This window comes from Bacillus sp. (in: firmicutes) (assembly GCF_031983925.1).
Lineage (GTDB): Bacteria > Bacillota > Bacilli > Bacillales > Bacillaceae_G > Bacillus_A > Bacillus_A pacificus.
Genome location: NZ_DALYZR010000001.1, coordinates 80,776 through 101,970, shown reverse-complemented (window position 1 = coordinate 101,970; position 21,195 = coordinate 80,776). Strand labels below are relative to the sequence as shown.

Genomic DNA, 21,195 nt, shown 5'->3' with positions numbered 1-21,195 from the left:
CACTGATTAAAGTTTCACTTTATTTATAATAGTTAAAAATTCGTCCAGATGCGATATCTGCAATTTCTTCTGGAATAAATGTTTTACTTATATCAGTACCGACATTTAATACTGCTGTAGCATCTTTCTCAATACTACTAAATAATTCTTTCCCACGTATCGTAATAAGGGGTGTTCCTTCTGGCAACACGTCTTTTACAAATTCCATTTGTGTAAAGAACGGAACGATCCATCTACCCTCTCCTTGGAAATGACGCAAGCGAAGTATTCCTTCTGTTGCCCCTTCCTCTGCTTCTAGTGAGCCAGCAACATAAAACTCAGTAGATAAGAGCAATTCATAAAATTCCTTTTGCTTTTGTTTGTCATCCCCTGCTACAACAAGTACTTCTTCTATTCTCTTTACCGGAATTTGCTCCATATGATGCCACCCCTATTTTCAAAATGATTGTACTTAAATTATACGAAATATTCTTATTTTTTTCTACATAATTCGCAATTATTTTCTTAAAATAATTTTAATGCTTCGTTTGGCTGTAATTGAAATAGAAAACCCAGTTGTTGCGATGCAGTAATAAAACAAATATAAGCGCAAAGCTCTACAATTTCTTTTTCCGTCCAATATTGTTTCAATACATGAAACATATTATCATCTATCGGCTTTTTGTCATGAATAAATGTATGCGCAAAAGTTACTGCTACACCAATTTCTTCTACCTTTTGCATATCATCAGGCCTTCCCTTTGCCATACAGTACGGGCATTCATTCCCGTACGCTAATGTTCTTCTCACTTGTTCCTTCAGCTCTGCTGAAAGAGTTCCTTTATTGTACAGTGTATTTTCTAATGTACTCCACGAATGTAATATTTCCGGATTATGACCTAATAACTTTTGAAACTTTGTATCTCCTACATTTGATAATGAAATTTTCTCCATCATTTCCCCTCCTATTTCCTTCTGTTTTATTGTAAAATAAATAAAGCTCATTTTACATTTCATATGAATCTTAATTTATATTTTTTCTTTACAAAAATTATTATTTTACTGGAGGTATATTTACAAATGCAACTAGACCGTGTTGACCGAAAAATTTTAAATGAATTATATAATGATAGTCGCCTTTCCATGCGTGAATTGGCGAAACGAGTAAACTTATCTGCTCCGTCTACTGCAGAGCGTGTTCGTAAACTCGAAAGTGAAGGCGTGATCCAAAAATACACAATCGATATCGATTATAAAAAAGCAGGACTTGTTTTAGACTGTATTTTAGAAATCACTTTGAAAAACGGGGATACAACACGTATGCAACAGTTTATTCAGTCCTATCCATCTGCAAGTTTTTGTTACCGCGTAACAGGAAGCTTATGCTACATTGTAAAAATTTCTGTTCCTTCACTCGTTGAACTTGAAGAATTTATTAATGATGTTTCTTCATATGCAACGACTGTTTCTCATATCGTATTATCAGAAATATCTCTTACCCCTGATATTGAACATATCTTCCCAGAAGATTAATTAATTTTTATTCATAAAATATATAAAAACCTCTTACAATAAGAATAAAAATAATATATTATGTATTAAAATACATAAAGTTCGAGAAAGGGGCTTTACATTGAAAATCTGGTTTTATGAAAAAACGGGACAATTAGATGACTTGCTTGGCATTTGGGATAATGTTCCGACTATCCCTCGAATTGGTGAAAAAGTTGAGATTTTAAAAGCAGTTCGTACTGTTACAGATATTAAATATGTAAAGAACGGCAATAATTTTCGTGTAGAAATTATTACAAAGTAAAAAGTAGCTCACAAAGAGCTACTTTTTACTTATCTATTATGTGCTTTCTTTATAACGATTTTATCGTCTTCTACAGATACTGTTACATAATCATTTTCTTCTAATCGGAGCTTATTTACAGCCTCATCTGGTAGCTCTACAGCCATCAATCTATCTGTTACAATCACTTGACTATACACTTCATTTCCTTCTGATACACTCACTACTTTTTCCTCATGTATGAAGCGCACTGGTGGCACACCCACTTCTTTTACCATACGCCATTGTTTCCAAACGTAAGGAATTAACCAAAGTAATCCAACGACTGTAAGACCGATACCGATCCATAAATTACTTTGCGCTTGTAATTCAGGAATTGAAATGGCGCTGCTCTCTTCTCCGCCGACAAATTGCATACTTGTTGCAATGAAATTATTTAGAGCGTGTACAGCAATATTCGTCCATATATTTTTCGTCTTTATGTATAAAAGACACATTACAACACCAAACATGAACGCACCAATAACATCAAAATGCCCTAAGCCAAAAATAACGGAAGATATAATGACAGCTTTTTTAATGCCCCATTTATAAGCCATTCGCTGTAAAAAGAAGCCTCTAAAAATAACCTCTTCCATAATAGGTGCTAACACACATGCTGAAATGAAAGTAAATATCGTCATATATATGTTACTCGTATTAATAACATTTCCATCTTCTAACATAGTAACTAAGAAATTCGGTAACGTATGTGCTAATATGTAAAATTGAATATGAGATATACCAACTGAAAAAATCATTCCCATTATCGTTGCTAATACAATTAACCCCCACGGTAAACGTCCTGGTTTATCAAAAAAACTGTTAAATATAACATTATTTTTATTGGTTTTTACGTATAACCAAAATAACGGAAATACAAAAAACACAGTTATTTGTGAAATAACCTCCGTCGTATTCTCAGAAACATTTGATAGACCTAATGGGATCATCGTAAGGAACAGCCCTATAATCATCCATCCAAAAAAACTGCGTAGTCTTATGCGTGAAAATGCATCGTGCATATCGAACACCTCCAAAGATAGTAAAAGTACATGTTCAGATAACTAAATTATAATATGAATATAGTTGAAATTCTTCCTATTTTTCTCAAATACTTTTGAACACCATATATAGTAATCATTCTTTTCTTTCGGTTGAAATATACGAGAAAGTTATGTAATAAAAATCCCCGTTTTTACAAGCGGGGATTTCTTTTATTATAATACGTCACGTTTTTGGAATAATGCACTTGATGCTACAAGTAATACAACAAAGTATGCAGCTACAAGTAATAATGAAGTTGTAAATGTAAACTCTGTAAATGTTGGTTCTATTCCGCCACTTACTAGCTTATTGCTATCGTACACACTTAAATTTAAATGGAAGAACACTACAAACTTCGCTACACCTTTTGCAAACATCATCAGTACCATATTAATTGGTCCTTGTAAAAAGAAGAGGAACATCGTAATAATTAATGGTAAGACAGACTTTCTAAATACGTTTGCTAAGAAAAATGCAAGCGTCGCAAAGAAGAACGGTGAAAGTACTTGATATAAAGTAGATTTCATTACGATTCCTATCGTTAATTCTGTTTTACTACCATCCATTGCAATTCCGCCAATAATCATTGAAATAATCGTGTTAGCAAATATGATAAATACTATAGTAAGTAACACTGTAATATATTTAGAGAATAAAACTGTCATTCGTTTTCTTGGACGAATTAATAACTGCTTAATTGTACCTTTTTGGAATTCATCCGTAATTATACGAGAAGCAATCGTAATGCCAAAAATCGTTGCAAACAAAGTAATTAAACCAATCTCTGAACTTGCAAAATCTAAATATGATCCTTTAAATTCAGTTCCATCTCCCCATTTCAGCATCGCTAAAACTCCCAAAATTTCCAATACTGCAATAACACCAATTAAAATATACATACCTTTTTTCGCATGCAACTTTAAAAATTCATTTTGAATTAATTTAAACATTACGCTTTCACTCCCCCTGTAATCGCTAAGAACTCATCCTCTAACGTTTTATTTTGAACGGTAACTCCGTATACAAGCACATCTTCATTCACAAGTTTCTTTACAAGTTGTGGAATTTCTTCTTTCTTTACAGATACTACAATGACATTTCCTTGCGCCTTACCTGCAATGATTTCATTTGCTTTCTGAACTTCATCTACTTCAAACGCTACAACTACTGTCTCATCATGTTTTGCTTGTTCATGTAAGTTGTATTCTTGTACAAACTCACCTTGCTTAATAATAACGACGCGATCACACATAAGTTCAATTTCACTTAATAAGTGACTTGATACGATTACAGCAATATTCTCTTCTTTCGCTAAACGTTGTAAATAATCACGAATTTGACGAATACCAGCTGGATCTAATCCATTTGTCGGCTCATCTAAAATTAAAATTTTCGGCTGATGCAGTAATGCCTGTGCAATTCCTAAACGTTGTTTCATACCAAGTGAATATGTTTTCACCTTTTTATGAATTGCATGCTCTAATTCAACCAGTTTTACAATTTCAGCAATGCGCTCTTTACTAATTGGTGTAATTGCCATGTTCGCAAAATGCTTCAAGTTTTGCATTCCTGTCATATAATCATATAGTTCAGGATTTTCTACAATCGCTCCAATTTGCTCTAGCGCCTTTTCACGCTCCGTGCGAATACTATGACCACAAATTGTAATATCGCCCTCTGTCATTGAAATAAGACCTGTCATCATACGAATCGTTGTTGTCTTACCGCTACCGTTTGGTCCAAGGAACCCGTATACTTCCCCTTCACAAACTTCAAATGATAAACCACGAATAATTTCCGTTCCACCAATCCTTTTTCGAACATTCTCTAACTTTACTACTACGTTTCCCAATGCTGATTCCTCCTTTAGACTTCTAGTTTTTTATCGATTATGCGACCTGTTATATAAACAAGTAGAATAAATATTCCTATAGAAAAACTAAGGCTATATAAATTCATAAGTTTTTCCGGATAGAGAAACACATCCGCTCCTGATGATTCATCTATATATACTAATTTTTTTATTAGAGGTGCAGCAGGTGCAAGACCGCCCAACATTCCATATATAGTACCTAATAATTTTGTTACTAGTAAAAATAAGAAAAATACCATTGGATATTTTAACTTCTTCTTTTTCAAAGAAAACACTTTAACGCTTGCTACTGAAAAAAGTAATACTAGCAATATGCTAGATAAATTAAATACATATAACATAGTACTAAAGAGGTGCTTTAGTGGATTGAATACACTTTGAGTAAATAATACTTCATAGAGCTCTGTACCTTTTATTATTTTCATAGAAATACCATATAAAAAAATAGAGCCTATTAATTCAAAAATAAGTAAATAAATTACAGCGTATAACAATATTGCTAAAACAATCTTTTTACCGGATATCGATGTTAACCGAAATAATGTGCTTTCAGTCATTTTTCCAAATGCAGACACCGCCTGAATAACTATCATTGCTAAAAAAGTTATATATACTAGAATAACGAAAGCAACTATAATTGTTTGTCTTACTTCTCCTGATTCTTGTTTAATATAATTTCCCAAACTTACGAAAGCTACAGCGACAACGAATATAAATGATAACAAAGAAATAATTATTTGTTTTTTATTTATATTGTACATATATATTAAGCTCGGCTTCATCTACTAAACACCTCCTTAAACACATCTGTGACCGCTTTCCCTCTTTGAAAACGTAATTCTTCTACATTTTCATACAATACAATTTCCCCATCTTTTAAAAAGATTACTTCATCAAAAATATTTTCAACTTCATTTATTAAGTGCGTCGAAATTAGTATCGTACAATCTTCGCGATAAAACTGTAAAATAAGTTCCAGTACGTGTTCCCTAGAAACGAGATCAATTCCGCCCAGTGGTTCATCTAGTACGTATAACTTCGCTTTCCGAGAAAACGTTAAAATAATTTGTAGCTTTTCAACCATCCCTTTTGATAAAGCTGTAACTTTTTCTTCTAACGGTATTTTAAACTCCGCAATCGTATCTACCGCTTTTTGCATATCAAAGTCCTTATAAAAATCACGATAGAAAAATATAGAATCTTTTACTGTCATCCAATCATCAAATACTGGCTTATCAGACATAAACGAAACGATCTCTTTCGTTTCTAATCCCACCTTTTTACCAGCGATTGTAATGCTACCTTCAGAAGTGTGCTGCAGACCTGCAATCATTTTTAATAATGTTGTTTTCCCGCTCCCGTTATCTCCAACAAGCCCTACGATTTTTCCTTCGGTAATCTCTATGTTCAATTCACGAATCACCGCTTTTAATCCGTATCTTTTCCATAAGTTTTCTATTTTTAATAGCTCTGTCATTCGCTCTCCTCCCTTTTCTCATGTAATGAAGAACGAAGGATTGTAAGAATTTCTTCTTCTGAAAACCCTAAATTGTCCATTCCATCTATAAAAGAATGAAGTAATTCTTTCGCCATCTCTTTTCGCAGCTCCATAATTTTCTCCCCTTCATTCGTTACATATCTTCCCATTCCTCTACGTGTTACAACAACCCCATCTCGTTCGAGCTCTTGAAATGTACGCTGGATCGTATTTGGATTTACTTGTAATTCACTCGCTAATTCACGCACAGAGGGAATTTTATCACCAGGCAACAAATGTCCTGTTACAATTTCTTTTTTTATGTATTCCATTACCTGAATGTAAATTGGTATATTTGGAGAAAACTCTATTTTCATTTCTTCCCTCCTTTTGTATCAGTGTACTAGTTAAATAATACACTGATACAAAAGGGTTGTAAATACCCATTTACTTACAAAAAAATTCTATCCAGCTAACGGATAGAATTTTTCAACAGAAATCGTTATACGAAAATAATAGTGTTATGTAAACAAAACCATAAAGAAAAGCTGTCTTATCAATGAATAAGACAGCTTTTCTTTATGATCATATATTAAAAATTAAACACGAAATCATCGTCCGATAACTTTTCGACGTTCGTTGCTTTTACGTAACCATTTCCTTTTACAGAGAAGAAATCATGGTTTTTCGTATCTGTACGTAAACCATTTAAAACGATTGGGTTAATTTCTTCTTCTTCAAACTTCGGCTCAAGTCCTAAGTTCATAAGTCCTTTATTCGCATTGTAACGAACGAAACGATTTACATCCTCTACAAGACCGATAGAAGTGTAAATTTCTTCTGTGTATGCCATTTCGATTTCATATAGTTCCATTAATAACTCTTGTGTTTCTTTTTGCACTTCTTGTTGATCTTCTGCAGAAAGTTCCGCGAAGATTTGTTGTGCTAAAATACCGACGAATACGCCGTGAATTGACTCATCACGAATTATTAAGTTAATAATCTCACCACTCGCCGTCAGTTTACCTTGACCAGCTAAGTAAAGCGGATAGAAGAATCCACTATAGAATAAGTAACTTTCTAAGAACACACTTGCTACCATTGCCATGTATAACTCTTTTTTCGTCACTTCAGGTTTTAATAAACGACGATAGTAACTTGTAATAATACCAGCCTTTTTCTCAAGTAACGGATGGTTGTCTACCCATTCGAAAATATCATCGATTTCTTCTTCAGTAGCTAACGTTGTGAAAATATGACTGTAACTCTTCGCATGTACTTCTTCCATAGCACCCATGAAAGCTAATACACTTTTTGCTTGTAAATTTTCAAGATGAACAAGTACAAGAGGCATACCTTCGCCACCTTGTTTCGTATCTAAAAGTGTTAAACCACCTAATACACGCTTATAAGCAATTTGCTCTTCTTTCGATAATTGCACCCAAGTATTTTTGTCAGACGAAACCGCAATTTCTTCTTCTGTCCAAAACTGAGCGATGTTTTGCTTCCAAAACATTAAACTGAAATCGTCTTCTTTTTTATTCCAGTTAACAGCGCGCATTGAATCACCCCTATATCTATTATTGTTCTACTGAACGGTTAAATTTCCATCTAATAATGAAAAGCTAACCGTTTAGTAGAACAAACCAAGTATGAGCAGGGTTCATAACCCTGCTCATACTGTTGGGTTATTCATTTAGTATGGCAATATGCCATTAAACGGTACAAGCCACGCACTCTTCCACGCTTAATTTACGTGTTCTCGTATAATACAGACTCTTTAAGCCTTTTTTATGTGCATAGATGTAGTAACGCGCTAATTCACGTGTTGAAATATCACTATTAACGTAAAGAATTGTACTAATTCCTTGGTCAATATGTTCTTGAATTTCTGCGATTAAATCAATTAATTTAAACTGATTCATATCGTAAGAAGATTTATAGTACCAGAACGTATCTTTTGATAAATACGGCATTGGATAATATGTTGTCGCATTCGCATACGTTCTTGATTCGATTTGACTTACAATCGGCATTACGCTTGAAGTTGCATTTTGAACGTAACTGATCGATTGCGTAGGAGCGATGGCAAGACGATATGAGTTGTATAAACCATTCTTCTGCACTTGCTCTTTTAAACTTGTCCAATCTTCTTTTGTCGGAATATGAATTCCTTCAAATAATTGCTGAACTTTTTCAGTTACTGGGCTATAATCTGTCGTTTCATACTTTTCAAAGTATGTGCCGCTTGCATAATCAGACTTATCAAAGTCTTTAAATGTTTCGCCTTTTTCTTTAGCGATTTCCATACTTTTCTCAATAGAGTAGTAATTTAACATCATAAAGAATGTACGAGCGAACTCTTTCGCTTCTGCACTTTCATAAGCGATTTTATTTTTTGCTAAATATCCGTGCAAGTTCATTGCGCCAAGCCCTACTGAATGAAGCTCATCATTTGCTTTTTTCACAGTTGGTGCATTCGGAATGATTGTCATATCAGAAACAGCTGTTAAAGCTTCCATTCCCGCATGAACTGCTTCACGAATTTCTTTATTTTCCATTACATTTACGATATTTAACGATCCTAAGTTACAGTTAATATCACGACGGATAATGTCATCTGTACCATAATCATTTATTTCAGAAGTTTCTTGAAGCTGGAAGATTTCTGTCTCGAATGTTCAACCGAGTTCGCTATTCCTCAGTCCGTTGCTCATGCAACTGCTGTATGTCACCATACAGGACAGACTATATCATCACCTACAGCATTACCTGATTAGGTGCTCCGCTTTTCGAACGCCAATCGCTTGCGCTCTACTCCCATAAGGGATAGTCGTTAGGCTTTTACTTATCTTAATATCTTTCAGAAAGTCTCTTATTACTTTATGTTGTCCCATAACTCTGCTATACAAAATAATAAGATACATTCTGAACTTTTATATTTTCATTCTAAGATAAGATTTAGCACGGTAGGTTACCTCAAATTTGAGGCTTTCCCCGTTTAACGGAGTTTTCGACTAGCATTTCTACTAGAAGGTGCTACATATTTAACACAAGTTCGACATCTTCACAGTTCCAATATCCTTCAATGGATGTTGATTATTTGCATTTGATTTAAACATTAAGTACGGATAACCAGACTCAAGCTGAATCATAGCAATTTTAATAAGCATATCACGTGCACTAATATCTAGCGGCTTCTTCTTCACTTTCGGATTGCTCATTAATTCATCGTACATTTCATCAATATCAATGTCATCTAAATGCTTTCCATATTCTTTATACACCGTATACGGCGCGAAAACATGGAAAGGTTCGTTTTTCTCAGCAAGCTCAAAGAACTTACTTGGAACGATAATTCCGATTGATAGAGACTGAATACGGCTCTTCTCATCGGCATTTATTTTTTTGGTATCAAGGAATTCAATAATATCCCAATGGAAAATGTTTAAATATACAGCTCCGGCACCTTTTCGTTGGCCAAGCTGATTCGCATATGAAAACGAATCTTCAAGTAACTTCATAACAGGTACTACACCACTTGCAGCGTTGTCGATACCTTTAATTTGCTCACCGCGTGCGCGTAGCTTAGATAAGTTTAAAGCTACTCCACCGCCGATTTTTGATAATTGCATTGCAGTATTAATGTTAAAGCCGATTGAATTTAAGCTATCATCCATCTCTAACAAGAAACAAGACACCATTTCTCCTCTTCTGCTTCTTCCCGCATTTAAAAAGGTTGGTGTCGCTGGTTGGTAGTTTTGTTTGACAATCATGCTTGCGAATTGTTTTGCCTTCGCAACATCACCGCGTCCTAAGTATAATGACACAATTGCTACACGATCTTCATAGCTTTCTAAGTATTGTTTTTGATCATTTGTTTTTAACGCATAATCTTTGTAGAACTTAGATGCTGCCATATAAGATTGGAACTCGAAGTTTCCACCATAAGCGATGTTATATACCTCTTCTACTTCCTCCAAGTTATACTCGTCCAGAACGTTGTAATAGTAATCATGTTCTTTCATATACTCCATTCGCTCTGCCACGCTATTAAAATGAACGGTATTCTCTCTAGCTTCTTCCATAAAGACTTCTAATGCCTCTTTATCTTTATGAAGCTGATAAAAACCGTCCTGCATTTGCGTGATTTCATTATTCAGTTCAATGTGTCGCAATCTCCCGCACCCTTTCCTTAAAATATTCTACATCGTTATTTGTTCCTGATAACTCAAATTTTGATACAATAGGCACTTCATATTTAGCAGAAATTTTGTCAGCACTTGCACCGAACATGTCTCCCCAGTTACGATTGCCGCTTGCAGATACGCCTTTTAATTTTTCATTATTGCGCTCTAAAAATTCTAAAACACGTTCTGGTACATTGCCAAAACCTGTTGTATACGTAATTAAAATAAAGTCTTCATCTATTACTAGATCTTCACCAATTTGAACGGCCGGCATATTTAATTTGTGGATGAAACGCTTCACGTTTCCTGTCATAGAATCATATGCAACTAACATTTCCGACCCTCCCTTTTCAATCTATACTCTCTGTATGTTGTTTCTCGATTTCTCTATATATTGTATTACGTTTCAAAATAAGACACAAGATATATGTATAAATTCTTTCTTTTTTTAACTTTTACTTTTCGACAAGACCGTCGATTTTTTTCAATACAATGACTATGAAACAACATTCTAAAACTCATGTCAATAAAGTGCTTTTCAAAAAAGTTGTCAACGAATTTAACCTTATTTTTAAAAAAGTTAACAATATATTTTGTCATAAAACGGCAAATGCTGGAGGAATATATTTCTCCAGCATCACGCAAAAAAGAACAGACATGAAACGATAATCTGTTCTAAAAAACGATTACATTTATCAACTTTGCTTTATTCAATATTATACATATACTTTCAGTTCGCGTTACATACTAAAAGATAACTATTATAGAAAAAGATTATCATTATGGAAATTCAACTTATTTATGAAAAGATTATTCAGAGTGCTCAATACGCAAAATATCTTTTACAAATATATGATGTGGATTTTCATCTTTATCAATCATTGTACATACAGGAGCTTCTTCATCAAAGTACACAATCATTCCTTCAACGTACTGATATGTATGTTGAACTTGTACAGTTACTTTAATTTCTACAGCCTCTTCATATGCTCTTTTTATTTTCTGAAGCATTTTGGCCGAACACTTTCGTTTCTCTGGATACATGACCATCCCCATAAATCGATTTCCGGCTCTATCTTTCCACATATAATCCCAATGCGGTAATATGCCTTGTTTAAAATCGCCCATAAGTCTCCTCCCTATATTCTTTTAGTTACGAACGTGGCGTTTCTGAATATGTATAAATGACCTGTCCGCCGCGCTGTGCGTTACCAATGAAATGTTTAAAGTCTTCTCGATTTACTAAAACTTCTCTGAACGTATAAAATACATCTTTCGTAACAACATACTCCTTTATTTCACCATTTTTCAGCTGATCCAAAATTGTATTTGCTAATTCTTTATCCATGTATTTCACCTCTATGCAATATTTTATTTTATCTTATATTCTATAGGTCAACAACTGTAAAATTATCCAGATGCTATACCTTCATTTCATTTTCATTATTTTTCAAAAAAGATATCGTTAGTAGATGTCCACTAAATATCATATACTAACATAGCTACTTCTCTATATCAATCATTTCATCATTCAATTATGCAAAGTTCCATACCACTATGCTACAATATATAAATAGAACTAGGAGGGATACTATGATTCGGAAAGCAAAAAAGACAGATGCGAAACTGGTAGCACCTTTATTGTATAACGCTCTGCACGAAATTGCTGAAAAAATCACAGGTAGCACAGTTGAGACAGAAGTATTACTAGGACTTGAAACATGGTTCTCAAAAGAGAGAAATCGACTGAGCTATGAAAACTGTTTTGTATATGAGCAAGACGGGGGTGCAGTTGGAGTTATTGTCGCTTATCACGGTAGTGAAGCAACAAAGCTTGATGCACCAATTGTACGTCACTTAAGAGAATTACATAAAGATGAATCGATTACGTTAGAAAAAGAAGCCGAGCTTGATGAATATTACATTGATACTTTATCCGTTTCAAGTGCATATGGCGGAAAAGGAATTGGTTCTAAATTAATTGAAGCTGCTGAAATACATGCAACTGAAAAGGAGTATGAAAAAATCGCATTACTTGTTAATTTAGAAAACAAACGCGCCTATTCACTATACGAAAAACTAGGTTATAAAAAAGATCAAATCGTCATGCTTGTAGGCGAACCTTATGCACATCTCGTAAAACCATTAAACATCAAAATTTCTATATCTTAAAAAGAAAGCACACGATTTATATAAACCGTGTGCTTTTATGTTAAATTCGTATTCAATATATTTCCATTCATCGCCTCATGAAACGTATATGTTGTACATCCCCATGGCTCTCTGTGCAAAATAGGAGAACCAGACCATCCCATCGCTCTCAGTTCGGCACCAATCATTACATTCACATAATTATGACCTACAAGAGCAATACTTCCATGTACGAGAGCGTAACGATGTAATAAGCAAGCCGCTTGTCTTGCCCTCTCTCTTACTTCCTTATAAGACTCCACACCTTTATGGTAACCAAGTATCCATACTGTTCGTCCGATAAACATCCATACGTTAGGTTTACACTTCAACCATTTTGGAGCATAAAAACTCGTCGGAACTTCTGCTTCCCTAAATAGAGTATTTTGCATAAAAGATAAAGAATCCGTTAATTCAGCTGCTGACTGTACAGCACACCTTTGATCACTCGTTACAATCAATTTTGCCGCTTCAACCGCTTCCCTTGTTTCCGTTGGTATAGGTGCTTTTTCTGTTATAGTATGTAAGTCATATCCTTTCATCCATTCACGAAAGAATGTAACCGTCATTGGTTCTATAGTACGGTCTAAGCGACCATGACGAATAAAAGAAATCTTCATTCTTTCCACTCTCCATTCATCACTTACGAACTCTATTATGTACTATTTTTACATATCATACCACGCAAAAAAAGAAAGTTATACACCTTTACATATCCACGCCACTCTCATTTGTGACCCCAGCATGTATCCCATCCATCCCATCAAAATATGTATTCGTTTCATGATGACGGATCTTTTTTAAATGTATATAAGAAAATACAAATAAAATTAATGCTATAACACTCCCCACAAATTCAAACATCATTTTACCGCCTCTAATTTCTCCCACTTTAGTAGGTTATTGTATATTTTTATTATACCCCTATATAAAGATGTCTGCATTTAAACCCTTCTTTTTTTCTAATAACATGACATTCTTGCATATTTTCTTACAAAAAGTGAATGTTTTTCGAATTTTTACTTTGGAAACATTTACAAAATGGACAATATGGTTCAAAATAGGAAGAAATAAAAAAACCAAAATTATTCTTTTTTGGGAAAACTGTAACAAGGAGAGTTGCTTATGCAGATCGCAGAAACTGGAGATATCATTGAATTTAAAGGTGGAATGCAAGGCCGTGTTCAAAAAGTAAATCAAAACTCCGTTATTGTAGATATAACAATTATGGAGAATTTTAGAGAACTAGATATGGAACCTCTTACAGTTGTTAGTCATAAAAACTATACTGTCATTAATCAAAATGCATAATATAATAGAAAGAAAGGATCTGTATGTTATACAGATCCTTTCTTTCTATTATATATTAACGATTATCAATTGTTTCTGGATATAAATCATGGTTCATCATGCGGTAGTCAGCCATTTGTTCATACTTCGTTCCTGGGCGACCGTAGTTGCAGTAAGGATCAATGGAAATCCCTCCACGTGGTGTGAATTTACCCCATACCTCGATGTAACGTGGATCCATTAATTTAATTAAGTCATTCATAATAACGTTCATACAATCTTCGTGGAAGTCACCATGATTGCGGAAACTAAATAAATATAGTTTTAAAGATTTACTCTCTACCATTCTTTGTTCTGGAATGTAGCTAATATAAATTGTTGCAAAATCCGGTTGGCCTGTTTTCGGACATAAGCTTGTAAATTCAGGGCAATTGAATTTAACAAAGTAATCACGGTTTGGATGATTATTATCAAATACCTCTAAAATTTCTGGGCTATATTCAAATAAATATTTTGTATTTTGATTTCCTAACAATGTTACATCTTTTAAATCTTCATCTAATCTTCCTGCCATTTTAAACATCCCTTCTCATTATACTCCGCGTTTATTTCCCCATACTAACGCATGAAGCTGCGGCAATACTTTTGCATTATTCATTTCTTTACGATTAACTGCTTTTTCAATTAACCACTCATACTTATCTAATAGCTTTTTAATCAACATCGCATCATCCACAGTTTTTGTATCATCATTTCCTACTTGTAAGAAAAATGGTACATGTGGATAACGTTCGTGCATCTTAACTGCATACTCGAAATCATAATCGTCAAATACTACTACCTTTAAACTAATATCTTTTCCTGCTAGTTTCTGAATCATAGCATCTAACTTCTGAAAATCAGTTTTCATTGTCGAACTTGGTGGTTTTGGAGAAATCGTTATCTCATCAATTTGAAGTAACCAATCTTGCCATTTACTCCCTTGCGTTTCGATTGCTGTTCGCATTCCATTCTCTTTTAATATAGAAAGAAGAAACTCAATATTTTTCAGCAATGCCGGATTTCCACCTGAAATCGTAACATGAGAAAAATTTTCGCCGCCAATTTCTACAAGCTCATTCCAAACGTCTTCCGCTGTCATCTGTCTAATTTGATCTTTAGCAGATCCATCCCACGTAAAAGCTGAATCACACCAAGCACAGCTATAATCACAGCCAGCTGTACGGATAAACATCGTCTTTTGTCCTACAACCATTCCTTCACCTTGAATAGTCGGACCAAATATTTCTAAGACAGGGATTTTACTCATCTAGCATCCACTCCCGTCTTACTTCCGCATAACTAGTTGGAGTCTCAAACAGCCGAACAAATTCAACACGAGCTCCTTTATATTCGTTCGCACGATTATCTTTTGTTAACGCTTCTGCCATCTTTTCATAAATCCAAACGACCATATTTTCAGCAGTTGTATTCATCGCTGGTAACGTTTCGTTTAAATAACGATGGTCTAAATAAATTTCTATTTCATTCTTCCAAATTTCTTTTATATCTCCAAAGTCAATTGCAAGACCGATTTCATTTACATATCCACTAATCCCAAATACAACTTTATATGTGTGACCATGTAAGTTTTTACATTTCCCTTCATAACAGTGTAAATGGTGTGCTGCATCAAATGTAAATTCCTTGCTGACCATTACTCTTTTATTATGATATTTAAGCTGTTTACGCTGAATATCCTTGTCCATTTTTTGCAAACTTTCTACAATGCGAAATCCAAAGAAATTATCCATTAGTTACTCGCCCCTTCGCGTTCTTGTAGGTACGTATCTAATCCTGCTTTACGAAGTTGACATGCTGGACATTCACCGCAACCATCACCAATGATTCCGTTATAACATGTTAATGTTTTTTCTCGAACAAACTCGAATGCTCCAAGTTCATCTGATAATTTCCATGTTTCCGCTTTATCAATCCACATAAGTGGTGTATGAATCACAAACGGATAATCCATGGATAAATTTAAAGTAACGTTTAACGATTTCACAAACACGTCACGGCAATCTGGATAACCACTAAAATCAGTTTCACATACACCCGTTACAATATGACGTGCTCCAACTTGTTTTGCTAATACAGCAGCAAATGATAAGAATAGTAAATTTCGTCCATCTACAAACGTCGATGGTAATTCCCCTTCTTCATGTGTAATCTCCATATCCGTTCTCGTTAACGCGTTTGGAGCAAGTTGATTTAATAGACTCATATCTAGTACCGTATGTTTAATTCCTAGCTCTTTTGCAATTTCCGCTGCACAATCGATTTCTAGCTTATGACGTTGATTGTAATTAAACGTTACAGCCTCTACTTCTGCAAACTGCTCTATTGCCCAAAATAAACATGTCGTACTATCTTGTCCTCCACTAAAAACAACAACTGCCTTTTCTTTTTTCATTTCACTCATTCTCCTTCTCTACTACGAATAAGAAGAAAGAACGTTCTTGAACTGTCACAATAAAAAAACAAAACAATACCTAATGATATTGTTGTTTCCATAGTTTTTTATAGAGGGAGTTCGCGAACCTCTCCCGTGCATTACACGGAATTCCTTCTTTCATTGACAAAGCTTATTGTAACATATTGTATACTACCAGAAAAAATTTCTGATTTTTCCGCTATTTCGCATTTCATTTCTTGCATTTTATAGTATGATTAATCTAATGTGAGAAGAGAGGAGGCATCCCACTGAAACCCTTTATTATTTATCTCTTTTTAAATATATTATTCATCCTTGTTACAATGCTCGTATACCATTTATTTTGGAATCAAAAAGGGAAACGTTCTCCTAAATTAAATTCAACTATATTTATTACATTATGTTGCCTCGCTACCATACTATGTATTACTTTCGGAGCAAAAACAAATTATGGATTTCAATTTGATATGCGTCATATCGTATTAATTGTCGGTACATTAACAGGAGGTCCTATTGCCGGTGCTTCCATCTTAGCTGTATTAAACATATATCGCTTTTTATTAGGCGGAATTGGTGTCTTTCCATCCCTTATCGCCTCGGTTCTACTGTTTATCGTTCTACTGTTAACATACAAACTATTTAACCGCAGTTCTAATCGTATAAAAATAGCACTCGCTATCTTTTACAGTCTCATATTTGGCTTGGGCTGGATACCATCTTTCCTTTCAGAGGTTACAAATAGCGCAGATTACATACCACATATTATCGTGTACGAAATATGTACAATAATTGGAACAATTCTTATCTTATATTTGCTACATATACTACAAATGCAAGTTCGTCTTCAAAACGAACTTATGAATGCTGAAAAATTCCATTTAATCGGCGAAATGGCAGCGTCTATCTCTCATGAGATTCGCAATCCATTAACTTCAACAAAAGGATTTTTACAACTTTTGCAGTCAGATACATGCACTGAGCAAGAGCGAAAATTATATATCGACATAGCCATCAACGGAATCGAACAAGCAAATCATGTTCTTACAGACTACTTAACTTTTGCGAAACCAAGTATTGAAAAAGAACAACAATTACAAATAGAGGAAGAATTATTGCATGCCTTATCTTTAATCACACCTCTTGCTAATTTAACAAATGTTCGTATCCACTACATCAAACAAAGTACATCTTTCTTTATTGCTGGTGAAAAACAAAAACTGAACCAATGTTTATTAAATATTTTCAAAAACTGTATTGAGGCTATGCCTACAGGCGGTGATCTCGTACTTACTTTAGTTCCAGAACATAAACATATACAATTGTATATAAAAGATACAGGAATTGGTATGGATCAAGAACAAGTAAAACGCCTTGGATCCCCTTTCTACTCAACAAAAGAAAAAGGCACTGGTCTTGGAATGATGGTCGTATTCAGTGTTGTGCAAGCTATGAACGGAAAAATTGATATTATAAGTGAAAAAGGTACAGGTACAACTTTCTTATTAACTTTTCCACTCATACAAAAAACGTGATGAAATACTCATCACGTTTTTTCTGTTCCTTCAACTAATTCAGCAAAAGCTTTCACTTTGCCATGTGGTTTTTGATTTTCTTTACGTGCTTTCCATGCGCGCTCTTCTTCTTTCTTTTTCTTGGACATACTTTTCAACTCCTTCTTATCTTTCTCTCTGTAGTATTCCAAAATAAGAAGAAAAACTATGCACATACGAAAAAGAAGTGGTCTCCCACTTCCTTCTAATTATCGCTGTAAAATTGCGTGTTTCGCCTCTTTTAACTGCGTAAGATGTCTTTGTTCATGCAAATCAAGAAATTGAACCCACTGATACAAATTCAAATCATTAAAAACAGGATGCTTTAATCCATTTTCAAATAGATCTTTTTCATCTAAAACACTATGAAGCGTGTGTAATAGTTCTTGTCGTGAATGTTCTAGTAATTGAATTCCTTGCTGTTTTTTCATTAGCGTTTCTGTTGGTTTCATTTGCTGAGGAGCTTCTCGTTTATGTGTGCGATCCAGCGTAAGTTGGAGGTCTTTAAATGGAGTCGTGTTTCTTTCATTTTTTTGTAAAGCATATGCAAGGGCAGACGTGACAGATTGTTCAACTAAATGCAAGTGATGCAAAATTTGAATAATACTCCATTTATCACGACGTGGCTTTACATTCACTTCTGTATCATTTAACATTTCAATTTCTGACAATAGCGTGCTTCGGGTAGACTGTAATGAGTTCACCAAACTTTCTAAACTCACATCCATATTAGATTGAAGCATACTTCTTTCCCCCCTTTTGTTGGTGAAAAGAGGCGCTCCTTATTAGAAACACCTCTTTAGTATTCTGAATTTTCTTTTATTATCTCATCATTTTCTCATTATGTCGATGTTAAACATGTGAAAAAAAGAGCATGTTTTTTACAATTTTGTGTCGTCAATTGCTTGTAGCCATGCTTCAATTTCTGTAATAACACTTTTCACACAGCCTTCAGCAAATGGTGATGTTAAATTTGCAACTTCTACTAGTTCCAAGAATGATTTACTTCCACCTTGTTGGCACAGATTCACATAATCTTCCCACGCCTCTTGTCTATTATCTCTTGCACGTTTCCAAAATTGCAGTGCGCAAATTTGTGCTAACGTGTAGTCAATATAGTAGAACGGGGAGCTATAAATATGCCCTTGACGTTGCCAGAATCCACCGCGCTCTAAATAATCATTATCTTCATAATCACGATGCGGTAAATACTTTTTCTCTATATTACGCCATGCTGTCTTGCGCTCTTCTGGTGATGCTTCAGGATTTTCATATACATAATGTTGATATTCATCAACAGATACACCATACGGTAAAAACAGAAGTGCTGAACTTAAGTGAGAGAAATAATATTTATCTGCATCTTCTTCAAAGAATAACTTCATCCATGGCCATGTGAAGAATTCCATACTCATAGAGTGAATTTCACACGCTTCATATGTTGGCCAATTATATTCTGGAATTTCAAATTTACGACTTTCATATACTTGAAAAGCATGGCCTGCTTCATGTGTTAATACGTCAATATCACCAGACGTTCCGTTAAAATTCGAGAAGATAAACGGCGCTTTATAATTCTCAATATATGTACAATATCCACCGCCAGCTTTTCCTTTTTTCGCAACTAAATCTAATAAATCATTATCTAACATGAAATTGAAAAATTCATCTGTTTCAGCCGATAACTCTTTATACATCGTTTTTCCATGATTAACAATCCAATCCGCATCTCCTTTTGGAGTTGGGTTACCTGTTGGAAATTCAAAGTTTTCGTCGTAGTACGCTAACTTCTCTACACCGATACGCGCTTGTTGACGTTTTCTTAATTCCGTTGTAACGGGAACGATATAATCTAGCACTTGCTGACGATAATTCGCTACCATTTCCGCATTATAATCTGTACGGTACATTCTTGCATATCCAAGTTCAACAAAGTTTTTGAAACCTAAAGATTTGGCGATTTTCGTTCTCACTTTAACAAGCTCGTCATAAATACGATCTAACTCTTCTTCATTCTCAGCTAAAAATCCGTAATACGCCTCACTTGCTGCTTTACGTTCACTTCTCTCTTTCCCTTGCATAAATGGAATAAGCTGTGATAACGTTCTTTCTTCTCCTGCAAAATCAATTTTTGCAGATGCTAATAACTGTGTATATTGTGAAGACAATTTATTCTCTAATTGTAAATCCTTCACGACTTCATCAGAATATGTTTTTAAATCACACTCCGCAAGAGCAAATAATTGCTTCCCATAATACGCTTCTAATTCTTCACGGAATGGAGAATGAATTAACGCATTATAATACTTTGTACCATATCCTTGTACAACTGGAGAGAATTCATCAAAGAAATCTTGCTCTTCCTTATAAAAAGCATCTGTTGTATCAACAGAATGACGAATGTAACAAAGATTCCCCATTGTACCAAAATCGTTACGAATTTCGTTAATTGAATGAATGACTTGTTTTTGTTCCTCTACAGTTTTTGCGTTATCAAACTTCTCTAAAGCAGCTGTAAACTTCTCTTTTAATTCTTCAATATTTGGCCTTTTATATTCATAGTCTTTAAATGACATGAACGAGCCTCCTCTCCATTATATGCATCCTTACTATAATTCAATGCTTACTTCCAAATCTCCTCTTATTCTTCAACAAAATATGGCATATACTGCCATCATTACATGTAAACAAAAAAGCTTTGGATTTCTTTATCCAAAGCTCCTTTGGAACATATTATTACTTTTCATACTTTCCAATCTTTTTTAATAGATCAAGTAATTCGTCCTTTTCCTCTTTCGTTAACATTTCAAAAGACTGATGAATAACTTGCTCATGCCCTGGAAAAATAGAAGCAATAAAGTTCTCTCCAGATTCAGTTAATTGTGCATAAATAACACGTCTGTCATTCGGGCACGGAATTCTTTTTACTAGTCCCTTTTTCTCTAACTTATCTACAACATATGTAATGCTGCCACTAGCTATTAAAATACGCTCACCAATTTGCTGAAGTGGTTGACCGCCTTTATGATATAGCAGTTCTAATACAGCAAACTCAGTTGGATTTAAACCGTTACTTTGTATAGACTTATTTGTAGTATCCATAACAGAACGATGTACACGAGATAATGCAATAAATACTTTTAAAGATTGAGAAATATCTTCTCGTTCATTATTTGATGTCATACAACTTTCAACCCTTCACTTAAATTCTCAGTAATAAAAAGAACAAAATAGTACTTCATATAAATTCCGAATGAGTATTCACTCATTCATTACCTCTCCCCAAATA

Annotated in this window: 28 protein-coding genes, 1 pseudogene and 1 riboswitch; of the genes and pseudogenes, 5 read left to right on the top strand and 24 right to left on the bottom strand. The window is 34.3% G+C overall.

The genetic code is table 11. The features are described 5' to 3' along the window. Positions 1–19: 19 nt before the first annotated feature. Positions 20–418 carry an SseB family protein gene (locus RTP99_RS00545; RefSeq protein WP_000435209.1) on the bottom strand — a complete coding sequence of 133 codons (399 nt, stop codon included), beginning with the start codon at positions 416–418 and terminating at the stop codon, positions 20–22. A gap of 86 nt (positions 419–504) precedes the next feature. Next, on the bottom strand, positions 505–996 hold the full coding sequence (locus RTP99_RS00540; RefSeq protein WP_116733370.1) for a carboxymuconolactone decarboxylase family protein: 492 nt from the start codon (positions 994–996) through the stop codon (positions 505–507). A gap of 63 nt (positions 997–1,059) precedes the next feature. On the opposite strand from RTP99_RS00540, the gene RTP99_RS00535 reads away from it, so the two are divergent. Continuing rightward, positions 1,060–1,512, top strand: a complete 453-nt coding sequence (locus RTP99_RS00535; protein WP_001175495.1) for an Lrp/AsnC family transcriptional regulator — start codon at positions 1,060–1,062, stop codon at positions 1,510–1,512. 100 nt (positions 1,513–1,612) lie between these two features. Beyond that, complete coding sequence (locus RTP99_RS00530; RefSeq protein ID WP_000708112.1) at positions 1,613–1,795, top strand: DUF3913 family protein; 183 nt, start codon at positions 1,613–1,615, stop codon at positions 1,793–1,795. 29 nt (positions 1,796–1,824) lie between these two features. On the opposite strand, the gene RTP99_RS00525 is transcribed toward RTP99_RS00530, so the two are convergent. The 12 genes and pseudogenes from RTP99_RS00525 to RTP99_RS00470 all read right to left on the bottom strand — a co-directional run bounded on the left by RTP99_RS00525 (position 1,825) and on the right by RTP99_RS00470 (position 11,748). After that, entirely contained in the window at positions 1,825–2,838 is a 1,014-nt protein-coding gene (locus RTP99_RS00525) for a CPBP family intramembrane glutamic endopeptidase (RefSeq protein WP_000543563.1), read from the bottom strand. A gap of 195 nt (positions 2,839–3,033) precedes the next feature. Further along, the gene (locus tag RTP99_RS00520) at positions 3,034–3,810 is read right to left on the bottom strand and encodes an ABC transporter permease (RefSeq protein ID WP_000475446.1); all 777 of its coding nucleotides are present in this window, start codon (positions 3,808–3,810) and stop codon (positions 3,034–3,036) included. Further along, positions 3,810–4,712: an ABC transporter ATP-binding protein gene (locus RTP99_RS00515; protein WP_000528815.1), complete on the bottom strand. Its 903-nt coding sequence runs from the start codon at positions 4,710–4,712 to the stop codon at positions 3,810–3,812. The genes RTP99_RS00520 and RTP99_RS00515 overlap by 1 nt, the downstream gene beginning before the upstream one ends. Positions 4,713–4,726: 14 nt before the next feature. Continuing rightward, a complete protein-coding gene (locus RTP99_RS00510; RefSeq protein WP_000804802.1) occupies positions 4,727–5,515 on the bottom strand; it encodes an ABC transporter permease in 789 nt (262 codons plus the stop codon). Continuing rightward, positions 5,512–6,210 carry an ABC transporter ATP-binding protein gene (locus RTP99_RS00505; protein ID WP_000137749.1) on the bottom strand — a complete coding sequence of 233 codons (699 nt, stop codon included), beginning with the start codon at positions 6,208–6,210 and terminating at the stop codon, positions 5,512–5,514. The genes RTP99_RS00510 and RTP99_RS00505 overlap by 4 nt, the downstream gene beginning before the upstream one ends. Further along, positions 6,207–6,587, bottom strand: a complete 381-nt coding sequence (locus RTP99_RS00500) for a GntR family transcriptional regulator (protein WP_000687504.1) — start codon at positions 6,585–6,587, stop codon at positions 6,207–6,209. Before RTP99_RS00500 ends, RTP99_RS00505 begins: the two co-directional genes overlap by 4 nt. A gap of 215 nt (positions 6,588–6,802) precedes the next feature. Next, the gene (gene nrdF / locus RTP99_RS00495) at positions 6,803–7,771 is read right to left on the bottom strand and encodes a class 1b ribonucleoside-diphosphate reductase subunit beta (RefSeq protein WP_001203033.1); all 969 of its coding nucleotides are present in this window, start codon (positions 7,769–7,771) and stop codon (positions 6,803–6,805) included. Positions 7,772–7,925: 154 nt separating this feature from the next. Further along, complete coding sequence (locus tag RTP99_RS00490) at positions 7,926–8,876, bottom strand: ribonucleotide reductase large subunit (RefSeq protein WP_073536430.1); 951 nt, start codon at positions 8,874–8,876, stop codon at positions 7,926–7,928. Between the two features lie 384 nt (positions 8,877–9,260). Beyond that, a pseudogene (locus RTP99_RS00485) lies at positions 9,261–10,388 on the bottom strand (ribonucleotide reductase N-terminal alpha domain-containing protein); the annotation flags it as partial. Next, positions 10,375–10,734, bottom strand: a complete 360-nt coding sequence (gene nrdI / locus RTP99_RS00480; protein ID WP_000959450.1) for a class Ib ribonucleoside-diphosphate reductase assembly flavoprotein NrdI — start codon at positions 10,732–10,734, stop codon at positions 10,375–10,377. The pseudogene RTP99_RS00485 and the gene nrdI, both read right to left, overlap by 14 nt. A gap of 476 nt (positions 10,735–11,210) precedes the next feature. Beyond that, the gene (locus tag RTP99_RS00475; RefSeq protein WP_000502201.1) at positions 11,211–11,528 is read right to left on the bottom strand and encodes a hypothetical protein; all 318 of its coding nucleotides are present in this window, start codon (positions 11,526–11,528) and stop codon (positions 11,211–11,213) included. 25 nt (positions 11,529–11,553) lie between these two features. Next, positions 11,554–11,748, bottom strand: a complete 195-nt coding sequence (locus RTP99_RS00470; RefSeq protein WP_000356683.1) for a hypothetical protein — start codon at positions 11,746–11,748, stop codon at positions 11,554–11,556. 245 nt (positions 11,749–11,993) lie between these two features. On the opposite strand from RTP99_RS00470, the gene RTP99_RS00465 reads away from it, so the two are divergent. Continuing rightward, positions 11,994–12,572, top strand: coding sequence for a GNAT family N-acetyltransferase (locus RTP99_RS00465; RefSeq protein WP_000619537.1), 579 nt, complete (start codon positions 11,994–11,996; stop codon positions 12,570–12,572). 35 nt (positions 12,573–12,607) lie between these two features. Here RTP99_RS00465 and RTP99_RS00460 read toward each other — a convergent pair whose 3' ends face one another. Further along, positions 12,608–13,210: a histidine phosphatase family protein gene (locus RTP99_RS00460; protein WP_000703106.1), complete on the bottom strand. Its 603-nt coding sequence runs from the start codon at positions 13,208–13,210 to the stop codon at positions 12,608–12,610. 88 nt (positions 13,211–13,298) lie between these two features. Continuing rightward, entirely contained in the window at positions 13,299–13,481 is a 183-nt protein-coding gene (locus tag RTP99_RS00455; protein ID WP_011040145.1) for a hypothetical protein, read from the bottom strand. 234 nt (positions 13,482–13,715) lie between these two features. On the opposite strand from RTP99_RS00455, the gene RTP99_RS00450 reads away from it, so the two are divergent. Then, entirely contained in the window at positions 13,716–13,901 is a 186-nt protein-coding gene (locus tag RTP99_RS00450) for a YkvS family protein (protein ID WP_001165081.1), read from the top strand. A gap of 55 nt (positions 13,902–13,956) precedes the next feature. Here RTP99_RS00450 and queF read toward each other — a convergent pair whose 3' ends face one another. From queF to queC, 4 genes are read right to left on the bottom strand one after another with little or no spacing between them, the layout of a single operon-like run. After that, the gene (gene queF / locus RTP99_RS00445) at positions 13,957–14,454 is read right to left on the bottom strand and encodes a preQ(1) synthase (protein ID WP_000918895.1); all 498 of its coding nucleotides are present in this window, start codon (positions 14,452–14,454) and stop codon (positions 13,957–13,959) included. 18 nt (positions 14,455–14,472) lie between these two features. Further along, positions 14,473–15,189, bottom strand: a complete 717-nt coding sequence (gene queE / locus RTP99_RS00440; RefSeq protein WP_000036279.1) for a 7-carboxy-7-deazaguanine synthase QueE — start codon at positions 15,187–15,189, stop codon at positions 14,473–14,475. Next, positions 15,182–15,673, bottom strand: a complete 492-nt coding sequence (gene queD, locus RTP99_RS00435) for a 6-carboxytetrahydropterin synthase QueD (RefSeq protein ID WP_000368418.1) — start codon at positions 15,671–15,673, stop codon at positions 15,182–15,184. The genes queE and queD overlap by 8 nt, the downstream gene beginning before the upstream one ends. After that, complete coding sequence (gene queC, locus RTP99_RS00430) at positions 15,673–16,335, bottom strand: 7-cyano-7-deazaguanine synthase QueC (RefSeq protein ID WP_000711596.1); 663 nt, start codon at positions 16,333–16,335, stop codon at positions 15,673–15,675. Before queC ends, queD begins: the two co-directional genes overlap by 1 nt. Positions 16,336–16,428: 93 nt before the next feature. After that, a riboswitch (PreQ1 riboswitch) is annotated at positions 16,429–16,472 on the bottom strand. Positions 16,473–16,679: 207 nt separating this feature from the next. Between queC and RTP99_RS00425 the strand changes: the two genes are divergently transcribed. Next, entirely contained in the window at positions 16,680–17,888 is a 1,209-nt protein-coding gene (locus tag RTP99_RS00425) for an ATP-binding protein (RefSeq protein ID WP_011040141.1), read from the top strand. Positions 17,889–17,899: 11 nt separating this feature from the next. Here RTP99_RS00425 and RTP99_RS00420 read toward each other — a convergent pair whose 3' ends face one another. The 4 genes from RTP99_RS00420 to RTP99_RS00405 all read right to left on the bottom strand — a co-directional run bounded on the left by RTP99_RS00420 (position 17,900) and on the right by RTP99_RS00405 (position 21,089). Beyond that, the gene (locus RTP99_RS00420) at positions 17,900–18,016 is read right to left on the bottom strand and encodes a DUF6254 family protein (protein WP_000038254.1); all 117 of its coding nucleotides are present in this window, start codon (positions 18,014–18,016) and stop codon (positions 17,900–17,902) included. Positions 18,017–18,115: 99 nt separating this feature from the next. After that, positions 18,116–18,649, bottom strand: a complete 534-nt coding sequence (locus RTP99_RS00415) for a DinB family protein (RefSeq protein WP_000941965.1) — start codon at positions 18,647–18,649, stop codon at positions 18,116–18,118. Positions 18,650–18,787: 138 nt separating this feature from the next. Beyond that, positions 18,788–20,482 (bottom strand): M3 family oligoendopeptidase, encoded by a 1,695-nt coding sequence (locus RTP99_RS00410; protein ID WP_000008561.1) that lies wholly within the window; start codon positions 20,480–20,482, stop codon positions 18,788–18,790. A gap of 160 nt (positions 20,483–20,642) precedes the next feature. Continuing rightward, positions 20,643–21,089, bottom strand: a complete 447-nt coding sequence (locus tag RTP99_RS00405) for a MarR family winged helix-turn-helix transcriptional regulator (protein WP_000203340.1) — start codon at positions 21,087–21,089, stop codon at positions 20,643–20,645. Positions 21,090–21,195 lie beyond the last annotated feature (106 nt).

What these genes read in the sequence shown, in the direction of transcription:
- queF (WP_000918895.1), bottom strand. Translation starts at nt 14,454, where the DNA reads ATGGCAGGAAGATTAGATGAAGATTTAAAAGATGTAACATTGTTAGGA.
- RTP99_RS00450 (WP_001165081.1), top strand. Translation starts at nt 13,716, where the DNA reads ATGCAGATCGCAGAAACTGGAGATATCATTGAATTTAAAGGTGGAATG.
- RTP99_RS00500 (WP_000687504.1), bottom strand. Translation starts at nt 6,587, where the DNA reads ATGAAAATAGAGTTTTCTCCAAATATACCAATTTACATTCAGGTAATG.
- RTP99_RS00535 (WP_001175495.1), top strand. Translation starts at nt 1,060, where the DNA reads ATGCAACTAGACCGTGTTGACCGAAAAATTTTAAATGAATTATATAAT.
- RTP99_RS00475 (WP_000502201.1), bottom strand. Translation starts at nt 11,528, where the DNA reads ATGGGCGATTTTAAACAAGGCATATTACCGCATTGGGATTATATGTGG.
- RTP99_RS00510 (WP_000804802.1), bottom strand. Translation starts at nt 5,515, where the DNA reads ATGAAGCCGAGCTTAATATATATGTACAATATAAATAAAAAACAAATA.
- queE (WP_000036279.1), bottom strand. Translation starts at nt 15,189, where the DNA reads ATGAGTAAAATCCCTGTCTTAGAAATATTTGGTCCGACTATTCAAGGT.
- nrdF (WP_001203033.1), bottom strand. Translation starts at nt 7,771, where the DNA reads ATGCGCGCTGTTAACTGGAATAAAAAAGAAGACGATTTCAGTTTAATG.
- RTP99_RS00505 (WP_000137749.1), bottom strand. Translation starts at nt 6,210, where the DNA reads ATGACAGAGCTATTAAAAATAGAAAACTTATGGAAAAGATACGGATTA.
- RTP99_RS00460 (WP_000703106.1), bottom strand. Translation starts at nt 13,210, where the DNA reads ATGAAGATTTCTTTTATTCGTCATGGTCGCTTAGACCGTACTATAGAA.
- queD (WP_000368418.1), bottom strand. Translation starts at nt 15,673, where the DNA reads ATGGATAATTTCTTTGGATTTCGCATTGTAGAAAGTTTGCAAAAAATG.
- RTP99_RS00540 (WP_116733370.1), bottom strand. Translation starts at nt 996, where the DNA reads ATGAAATGTAAAATGAGCTTTATTTATTTTACAATAAAACAGAAGGAA.
- RTP99_RS00545 (WP_000435209.1), bottom strand. Translation starts at nt 418, where the DNA reads ATGGAGCAAATTCCGGTAAAGAGAATAGAAGAAGTACTTGTTGTAGCA.
- RTP99_RS00420 (WP_000038254.1), bottom strand. Translation starts at nt 18,016, where the DNA reads ATGTCCAAGAAAAAGAAAGAAGAAGAGCGCGCATGGAAAGCACGTAAA.
- nrdI (WP_000959450.1), bottom strand. Translation starts at nt 10,734, where the DNA reads ATGTTAGTTGCATATGATTCTATGACAGGAAACGTGAAGCGTTTCATC.
- RTP99_RS00425 (WP_011040141.1), top strand. Translation starts at nt 16,680, where the DNA reads ATGCTCGTATACCATTTATTTTGGAATCAAAAAGGGAAACGTTCTCCT.
- RTP99_RS00525 (WP_000543563.1), bottom strand. Translation starts at nt 2,838, where the DNA reads ATGCACGATGCATTTTCACGCATAAGACTACGCAGTTTTTTTGGATGG.
- RTP99_RS00410 (WP_000008561.1), bottom strand. Translation starts at nt 20,482, where the DNA reads ATGTCATTTAAAGACTATGAATATAAAAGGCCAAATATTGAAGAATTA.
- RTP99_RS00415 (WP_000941965.1), bottom strand. Translation starts at nt 18,649, where the DNA reads ATGCTTCAATCTAATATGGATGTGAGTTTAGAAAGTTTGGTGAACTCA.
- RTP99_RS00465 (WP_000619537.1), top strand. Translation starts at nt 11,994, where the DNA reads ATGATTCGGAAAGCAAAAAAGACAGATGCGAAACTGGTAGCACCTTTA.
- RTP99_RS00520 (WP_000475446.1), bottom strand. Translation starts at nt 3,810, where the DNA reads ATGTTTAAATTAATTCAAAATGAATTTTTAAAGTTGCATGCGAAAAAA.
- RTP99_RS00405 (WP_000203340.1), bottom strand. Translation starts at nt 21,089, where the DNA reads ATGACATCAAATAATGAACGAGAAGATATTTCTCAATCTTTAAAAGTA.
- RTP99_RS00470 (WP_000356683.1), bottom strand. Translation starts at nt 11,748, where the DNA reads ATGGATAAAGAATTAGCAAATACAATTTTGGATCAGCTGAAAAATGGT.
- queC (WP_000711596.1), bottom strand. Translation starts at nt 16,335, where the DNA reads ATGAAAAAAGAAAAGGCAGTTGTTGTTTTTAGTGGAGGACAAGATAGT.